The sequence below is a fragment of the Schinkia azotoformans LMG 9581 genome (assembly GCF_000307855.1).
In the GTDB taxonomy this organism is placed as follows: Bacteria; Bacillota; Bacilli; order Bacillales; family Bacillaceae_J; genus Schinkia; species Schinkia azotoformans.
In genome coordinates this window covers 18,844-27,398 of sequence record NZ_AJLR01000126.1, presented here as the reverse complement: position 1 = coordinate 27,398, position 8,555 = coordinate 18,844, and the positions used below count along the sequence as shown (strand labels likewise).

Sequence of the window (8,555 nt, the reverse complement as noted above, 5' to 3'; positions counted from 1 at the left end):
GCTCGAAAAACTACCTCTGAAAATCTGAGGCATCCGCCGGAGGCTTTAACTTTATTCTGCAGAATAAAGTTAAAAAGTTGGAGAAAGCCCCGTGATATCCACGGGACTCTTATTATTTTGCTAATGCGTTTATGTAGTTAACAGCATCTCCAACAGTAGAAATTTTCTCTGCATCCTCATCAGAGATTTCCATATCGAATTCATCTTCTAATTCCATAACTAATTCAACTACATCAAGGGAATCTGCTCCTAGATCTTCTTTAAAAGAAGCTTCTAATTTAACATCTGCTTCCTCAACACCTAAACGATCTACGATAATTTTTGTTACACGCTCTAAAACATCTGCCATTGTTCGTTCACCTCCCCTTAAGGTATTATATTAAATTATGACCAAAAAAACTAGAGCTCTGAACACTTATTTAAAATTTCATGAGAATATCCGTCCAGCTACAGCGCCCAGCGACTAATGGACTTCCGCTTTTGTATTTACATCACCATGCCACCATCAACGTGGATTGTTTGCCCTGTAATGTAGCTGCTCTCATCAGCTGCTAAGAAACGTACTACATTGGCAATATCAGATGGGCTACCAAACTGGGCTAGCGGGATTTGCTTTAACATTTCATTTTTAATATCTTCAGGAAGTTCATCTGTCATATCCGTCGTAATGAAGCCAGGTGCAATCGCATTAACTGTAATGTTGCGGCTTGCCAGCTCCTTCGCTGTTGTCTTCGTTAAACCGATGACACCGGCCTTAGCAGCAACATAGTTCGCCTGCCCTGGGTTACCACAAACACCGACGATGGAAGCAATATTAATAATACGTCCTTTTCTTTGCTTCATCATTTGGCGTGTTACAGCCTTAGTACAAATAAATACACCTTTTAGATTTGTATTAATGACAGCATCCCATTCTTCTTCCTTCATTCTCATTAATAAATTATCTCTTGTAATTCCTGCATTGTTGACAAGGATGTCTAATGCACCAAATTGTGATATTACTTCTTTAACCATTGCCTCAACAGATTCAGTATTTGATACATTAGCTTGAATGGCAAAAGCTTCTCCACCAGCAGCTTTTATTTGATCTACAACTTCATTCGCTTTAGCTTCACTGCCTGAATAGTTAACCGCAACCTTTGCTCCAGCTTCTGCCAATTCAATTGCAATTTCTCTTCCAATTCCTCGTGAAGCGCCTGTAACAAGTGCAACCTTTCCCGTTAACATTATGCGTCCCCCTTAAGTTTATTTACCACATCAAGTAATGTTTCTTGGTCTGAAATCGCATATGCATTTACTCTGCGGTTTACTTTTTTAACCAATCCTGACAATACTTTACCTGGTCCAATTTCAATAAATGTATCCACACCTAAATCAAGCATCGTTTCTACTGACTTTTCCCAACGAACTGGTGAATATAGCTGTTGGATCAATTTCTCCTTAATATCTTCACTTTCCGTCATAGCTTGAGCTGTTACATTCGCAATCACCGGAATTTCTGCATTACGAATTTCAATTTCATTTAGAACAGCTCCAAACTTCTCGGCAGCAGGCTTCATTAAGATAGAATGAAAAGGACCACTTACAACTAATGGAATGACTTTTTTGGCTCCACGCTCTTTTGCTAACTGTGACGCGTCCTCGACACCTTGTTTGGTACCTGATATAACAATTTGGCCTGGGCAATTTAGATTAGCTAATTGGACGGTGTCGCCTCCCGCTGTTACTTCCTCTGTAACAGCCTGCAGCTCACTTTCATCCATGCCTAAAATAGCAGCCATTGTTCCTACACCTGCCGGAACAGCCTCTTCCATATATTCACCGCGTTTTCTTACAGCATATACTGCATCTTCAAAGCTAATCGCTCCAGCAGCAACTAAAGCGGTATATTCACCTAAACTGTGTCCTGCCGTAAAATCCGCTTTAATGCCATGCTCTTTCAATAATTCTAAAACAGCGATGCTCGTCGTTAGTAAAGCTGGTTGTGCATTTTCAGTTAAGGTCAGCGTCTCGCTCGGACCATTAAAAATAATATCAGATAATGAAAATCCAAGTCTTTCATCGGCTTTTTGAAACACTTTAGCTGATTTTTCTGATTCATTAGCTAATGATTGCCCCATTCCTACTGTTTGTGAACCTTGACCTGGAAAAATAAAAGCGATTTTACCCACTTTTTCTCCTCCTTTATTTTGACTGTATTGTTGTTTCAATCGTTTGGATGACTTGTTTTTCCACCATATCTTTTGCTTGTCTAATCGCATTTAAAATCGCTGTTTGATCAGACGATCCATGTGCTTTAATAACTGGTGCCTTTAAGCCGAACAAACCTGCTCCACCGTACTCCGAGTAGTCCAGTTTATTTTTTAAATTACGGAGCTGAGGCTTAATGACGCCCGTGGCAAGCTTTGTTTTTAAACTGCTTGTTAGTTCTGTTTTTAGCATCGAAAATATCGCCAGGGCGGTCCCTTCAATTGATTTTAAAGCAATGTTACCGGAAAAGCCGTCAGTCACAACAACATCGGCAACGCCTTCGAGTAAATCTCTGGCTTCAACATTACCTACAAAATTGATTGGAGCATCCTGTAATAGAGGAAAGGCATGTTTGGTTAAGTCATTCCCTTTTTTCTCCTCTGTCCCTACATTGAGAAGTCCCACTCTTGGATTATTGATTTTCCGAACCTTTTCAGCATAGACAGAACCCATAATAGCAAACTGAAGCAAATGTTCCGGTCTGGCATCAGCATTCGCGCCAACATCCAAAAATACAAAACCTTGACCATCAATCGTTGGTAAGGTCGGGGATAGCGCCGGACGGTCAATTCCTTCAATCCTGCCGACAACGAATAAGCCTGCGGCCATTAACGCACCTGTATTCCCTGCCGATATACAGGCATCAGCACGCCCCTCTTTGACTTCATTTGCCATTAAAACCATTGAAGCTGTTTTTTTTCGACGAACGGCACGCACAGGTTCATCTGTTGCTTCAATTACTTCATCAGTATGTATAATCGATACTTTCTCAGAACTTACTAAATACTTTTTAATTTTCTCTTCATTTCCGACTAAAGTAAACTCAAGAAAAGGAAATGCTGTTACTGCTTCATTTACACCTTTAATGATTTGCTCTGGGGCGTGATCCCCGCCCATCGCATCAATGGCTATTCTCATTCATTGGACCTGCCTTTATTAATTTTATTCGTACGATACATTTCAAATTCACCTATGAAAGCAAGCTCTTGTCCAACGTAGCATTGTACTAAAACTATCGTTCTATGTCTTTCTTCATCATTGGAAATAACTTTAGCCTTGGCAATTACCCGTTCATTCTCCTTAACTTGACGGGTAAATTTCACATTTGCTTTAGCCGTTAATGCCAATTCATCGTCGATTAATGCAACTGCTAATGAGTTAGCTTGCGCAAAAAGATGGTGTCCTCGCGCAATTCGCTTCTTTGTAAAAACGTGTTCACTTTTTACATCGAAAATGGAAATTGCACTGTTATCCATCTCTAAATCAACAATTTCACCGATAATTTCTTCAATTTGCAACGACTTTACTTCCTCATCCAGCTTACTCTTTGCTACATCTTTAATTCTTTCGCGAAGTTCTGGAATCGATAATTCAAGCCGATCTAAGCGAATCGTCTGAATGCTGACATTGAATTTTTTTGAAAGCTCATCATCAGTGATAAATGGCGTTTGATCTATTGTGGATTTTAATAATTGCTGCCGCTCTTTTTTAGATAGTCGCACTGATTTCACCTTCCGATACTAAGACTAGGTACTAATAGTAGTATAGGGATTTCCAGCCACGCTTGCAAGTTTTAATTTCCTTCTAATCTAGTTTTTCGCCATTAAGAATACCAGTTCCTTCTAAAAAAGAGAGCAACATATGAAAATCATCACTTTTCCAAAAGGCAGTTGATGAAATAAGTTTAGCTGCATCATTTCTCGCAACTTCTAATACTTTAAAATCATGGACCATATCCGCAACCTTGAATTGTGGCAAACCACTTTGTTTTTTTCCGAAGAAGTCTCCTGGTCCCCGGAGTTCCAAGTCTTTTTGCGAGAGCTCGAACCCATCATTTGTTTCCGTCATGATCGTCATGCGCTCTTTACCGACATCCGATTTCGGATTAGCAATTAATATACAATACGATTGGTCGCTGCCCCGTCCTACACGCCCGCGTAATTGATGAAGCTGTGATAATCCAAATCTTTCTGCATCGTAAATGACCATAACCGTTGCGTTTGGAACATTTACACCAACTTCTACTACGGTCGTTGAGACGAGAATTTGATATTCATTATTGCTAAATTTCTTCATGACATCCTCTTTTTCTGTAGCATGAAGTCTACCATGCATTAGACCAACCTTAATCTCCTTCGGAAAATATTGATTAAGCACACTATGGACATCTATCGCATTCTGGACGTCCAGTTTTTCTGATTCTTCAATTAAGGGACAAATCACATAAGCCTGTCGACCTTTTGCGATTTCTTTAGATACAAATTTTAAAACGCGGTCAAGCATTTTATCCTTGACCCAATAGGTTTCTATTTGTTTACGTCCTGCAGGCATTTCATCAATAACCGAAACATCCATATCCCCAAAAACAGTAATGGCCAACGTCCGTGGAATGGGAGTTGCCGTCATAAATAAGACATCAGGGCTTTCGCCTTTTTCTCGTAAAATACGCCTTTGCTCAACACCGAAGCGATGCTGTTCATCAGTAATGACTAGTCCTAATTTATTAAAATTAACTTCATCTTGAATTAAGGCATGTGTACCAATCAAGATATCAATTTGACCGTTCTTTAATTGTTCCAAAATTTCCTGTCTCTTTTTTCCTTTTACAGAACTTGTTAAAAGAGCAGTTTTTATTTTCTGCGGCTCTAAAATCGAAGAAAGTGAGGCAGCATGCTGCTCGGCCAGTATTTCTGTTGGTACCATTAAGGCCCCTTGGAATCCTGCACATTTTGACGCATATAAAGCAATGGCAGCAACTACTGTTTTTCCAGAACCGACATCCCCCTGCAACAACCGATTCATCCGATATGGGGAGGACAGATCATTAAGAATCTCATCAACTACTCTTTTTTGGGCATTGGTTAATGGAAACGGCAAAGAGTTTATAAATTGGTTCACTGTTCCTATTGAAAATTCATGTGCAACACCACCACTTTGCTCTCTTTCAAATTTTCGTAATGCCTGCATTTTTAATTGAAAAAGCAAAAACTCTTCATACACTAGCCTTCTTCTTGCTTGTTTTAAATGCTCGGGGCTGGTAGGACAGTGGATTTGAAAGATTGCTTCTTTTTTAGAAAGTAGTTTATATCTTTTTAAAATGGATGAAGGCAGCGGATCATCAATATATTCTCCATATTGATGTAAACCAAGTGATAGTAGACGCTGCATCCCTTTTACGGTGATTTTGCCTCTAACAGAGTACACTGGTTCAAATTGTTGTTTTCTTATAACTGAGCCTTTTTTCAAAACATTGCCCGTAATCGTTTGTCGATGTTGGTCCCATTTTCCCGTTATTGTTACTGTATCGCCAATTGTAATTTGTTTTTTCAGATAGGGCTGATTAAAAAAGACGACTGAAATTAATAATTGATTAACAAAAACTCTAATTAAGAGACGGGATTTTTTTCGTCCATAAAACGTCAAAGAAGGCTCGCTATGAACCTTCCCTTCTACTGTTATTCTCTCATCATGTTTGATATCACCTAAATTGCAAATTCGGTAATCTTCATATCTATAAGGAAAGTATTCCAAAAGCTGAACAATAGTGTAGATCCCCAACTCATTTAATGAAAGAGCTGTTTCCTCGCCGATTCCCTTGATCTCAATGATTTCCTTACTTAAAATATTCACTTGCTACTGCTCCCTTTATTTTACAGTAAAAAGGCTCATTCTTTTACGGATCGAACGAGCCTTGTTATATTAATTAAAATTATTCAACAGCAAAGATGAATGGGTATAAAGGCTGTTCCCCATTATGCGTTTCAACTTCTATATCAGGAAAGTTTTCTTCAAGAAATTGATCAAGCTCTGAAAGATCGCTGTCATTAGCATCTTCACCTTGAAAAATCGTAATAATTTCATCGTCTTCTGAGATCATGTTTTCCAGTAAAGCGATGGCAGCCTTATTTTTATCTTGATCAGTTACTACAATCTTCCCATCCAAAATTCCCATGAAATGATCTTTTTTGATTTCTAAACCATCGATGACCGTATCTCTGACAGCATAGGTTATTTGCCCGGTTTTTACTTTATCAAGGGCATTCGTCATTGCTTTTTCATTTTCAGAAGCCGTAACTGCTGGATTAAATGCAAGAAGTGAAGTCATACCCTGGGGTACTGTTTTGGAAGGAATAACAATAACCTCTTGGTTGACGACAGTTGCAGCTTGTGTGGCGGCCATAATAATATTCTTATTATTTGGCAAAACAATAACCTTTTCAGCATGAACATTATTAATGGCTTGGACAATATCCTCTGTACTTGGGTTCATCGTTTGTCCGCCTTCAATGACGGCCCCGGCCCCTAAGCTTTTTAATAATTCAGCAATACCGCGCCCCATTGCAACGGCAACAATCCCATATTCGCTCTTTTTCTGTGGGGCTTTATTTTCAGAGGTTGTCACATGTTGATCAGCCTCCAAGATTGATGAATGCTGTTCCCTCATATTTTCAATTTTAATTTTAATCAGACCCCCAAAGTTTTGGGCGTAATTCAATACGTTTCCGGGATGCTCAGCATGAATATGTACTTTTACTATTTCTTCATCGGATACAACAAGTAATGAGTCACCATAATGGCTCAAGGTTTGACGAAAATCATCCTCTGAAAATGGATTATTCTTTAATTTATCTTCTTCAAACTTGACCATAAACTCGGTACAATAACCAAATTCAATATCCTCTGTAAGCAGATGACTTTGTACAGATTTATGATGCTCGGCATTTACAAGCTCTGTCATTGAAGGCTGCGCTTCCGAAACCTCAGGTAGTTCCTCCCCCTTTAACACCGCTAAAAAGCCTTCATAAATGGTAACAAGACCTTGACCACCACTATCAACTACCCCCACTTCCTTTAATACAGGGAGCAAGTCAGGGGTGCGATCTAAAGAGGCCTTTGCTTCCTTTAATACCTCTTCCATTACTTGAACGATATCATTATTCTTTTTTGCAACTTGTATTGCCTTTTTACTTGCATCCTTTGCCACTGTCAAGATCGTACCTTCAACAGGCTTCATAACTGCCTTATAGGCTGTCAGTACTCCTGCCTCAAATGCAGCAGCAAATTCAAAGCTATTTATCGTTTCCTTCGTTTCAATAGACTTCGCAAATCCACGGAATAATTGTGATAAAATAACACCTGAATTTCCGCGTGCACCCATTAATAAGCCCTTTGAAAAAGCTGATGCTACTCTTCCAACATGGTTCATCGTTTGCTGTTTTACTTCATTTGCTCCGGAGGTGATTGATAAATTCATATTTGTACCTGTGTCACCATCCGGTACAGGGAACACGTTTAATGCATCAACCATTTTCGCATTTCTTGATAAATTATTGGCACCTGCAAGCACCATCCCGGCAAACTTTATTCCGTCTAATTGTTGCATCGTCACTAAATTTCCTCCCTTACCATCCTATCTGCTATGGATTCGTTACCCTTACACCTTGAACAAATATATTGATTGAATCCACAGCTAGGCCTAATGTCTGGTTAAGCGTGTATCTTACTTTTGTTTGCACATTGTGCGCTACCTCTGAGATTTTTGTTCCATAGCTGACAATAATGAACATATCTATATGGATTTCATCATTTTCATGGCGAACCTGGATTCCCTTTTTAAAATTTTCTTTCCGTAGAATTTCGGAAATTCCATCTTTTAATTGGTTTTTAGAAGCCATTCCTACAATTCCATAGCAATCTACTGCTGCGCCTCCAGCAATTGTTGCGATAACCTCATTGGATATTTCAATTTGACCATAATCAGTTTTCATTTCAATGGACATAATAATAATCCCCCTTTTAATCAACCTAATCAAATGCGCCTTGGCGTATTTGCGCCCAGCGGATATTTTCGAGCTGGCATGCTCGAAAAACTACCTCTGAAAATCGCAAGACTCGCCGGAGGCTTTAACGCCATTTTACTATAATTTAACTTATATTAAAAGTGTCACCAAATCATTACGAAGACTGTCAAGTAAATTTTCTTGAACCTTATTTCAATCCATTATTGCTTTATCCATTTGTTTGTGATAAAGTAATTAAGTGTTTCTAACTGAAAATGTATTTTTTTTTGTAGCTAGAGGAGGGAATTTAAATGAAACAATGTGCAATTACTGGAAGAAAAACTCGTTCAGGTAACCACCGTTCACATGCGATGAACGCTAATAAACGTACATTTGGTGCGAACTTACAAAAAGTACGCATTTTAGTTGATGGCAAACCACAACGTGTATGGGTGTCTGCTCGTGCTCTTAAATCAGGCAAAGTAGAACGTGTTTAAGCTCCAACACCTTGATCAAGTGCTGGAA

9 protein-coding genes are annotated in these 8,555 nt (G+C 39.0%); 1 reads left to right on the top strand and 8 read right to left on the bottom strand.

The window, feature by feature from the left end; genetic code table 11:
* Positions 1 to 112: 112 nt before the first annotated feature.
* The 8 genes from acpP to BAZO_RS15645 form a co-directional block, all read right to left on the bottom strand.
* A complete protein-coding gene (gene acpP, locus BAZO_RS15680) occupies positions 113 to 349 on the bottom strand; it encodes an acyl carrier protein (RefSeq protein WP_003332633.1) in 237 nt (78 codons plus the stop codon).
* 137 nt (positions 350 to 486) lie between these two features.
* The gene (gene fabG, locus BAZO_RS15675) at positions 487 to 1,227 is read right to left on the bottom strand and encodes a 3-oxoacyl-[acyl-carrier-protein] reductase (RefSeq protein ID WP_003332632.1); all 741 of its coding nucleotides are present in this window, start codon (positions 1,225 to 1,227) and stop codon (positions 487 to 489) included.
* Positions 1,227 to 2,171 (bottom strand): ACP S-malonyltransferase, encoded by a 945-nt coding sequence (gene fabD / locus BAZO_RS15670; protein WP_003332631.1) that lies wholly within the window; start codon positions 2,169 to 2,171, stop codon positions 1,227 to 1,229. Before fabD ends, fabG begins: the two co-directional genes overlap by 1 nt.
* Before the next feature lie 13 nt (positions 2,172 to 2,184).
* The gene (plsX, locus tag BAZO_RS15665; protein ID WP_003332630.1) at positions 2,185 to 3,168 is read right to left on the bottom strand and encodes a phosphate acyltransferase PlsX; all 984 of its coding nucleotides are present in this window, start codon (positions 3,166 to 3,168) and stop codon (positions 2,185 to 2,187) included.
* Positions 3,165 to 3,752, bottom strand: a complete 588-nt coding sequence (gene fapR, locus BAZO_RS15660; protein ID WP_003332629.1) for a transcription factor FapR — start codon at positions 3,750 to 3,752, stop codon at positions 3,165 to 3,167. Before fapR ends, plsX begins: the two co-directional genes overlap by 4 nt.
* Positions 3,753 to 3,834: 82 nt before the next feature.
* Positions 3,835 to 5,880 (bottom strand): ATP-dependent DNA helicase RecG, encoded by a 2,046-nt coding sequence (gene recG / locus BAZO_RS15655; RefSeq protein ID WP_003332628.1) that lies wholly within the window; start codon positions 5,878 to 5,880, stop codon positions 3,835 to 3,837.
* A gap of 79 nt (positions 5,881 to 5,959) precedes the next feature.
* Entirely contained in the window at positions 5,960 to 7,639 is a 1,680-nt protein-coding gene (locus BAZO_RS15650) for a DAK2 domain-containing protein (protein ID WP_003332627.1), read from the bottom strand.
* A gap of 28 nt (positions 7,640 to 7,667) precedes the next feature.
* Positions 7,668 to 8,030: an Asp23/Gls24 family envelope stress response protein gene (locus BAZO_RS15645; protein WP_003332626.1), complete on the bottom strand. Its 363-nt coding sequence runs from the start codon at positions 8,028 to 8,030 to the stop codon at positions 7,668 to 7,670.
* Between the two features lie 311 nt (positions 8,031 to 8,341).
* Here BAZO_RS15645 and rpmB point away from each other — a divergent pair, with 311 nt between their 5' ends.
* Entirely contained in the window at positions 8,342 to 8,527 is a 186-nt protein-coding gene (gene rpmB / locus BAZO_RS15640; RefSeq protein WP_003332625.1) for a 50S ribosomal protein L28, read from the top strand.
* Positions 8,528 to 8,555: the final 28 nt, after the last annotated feature.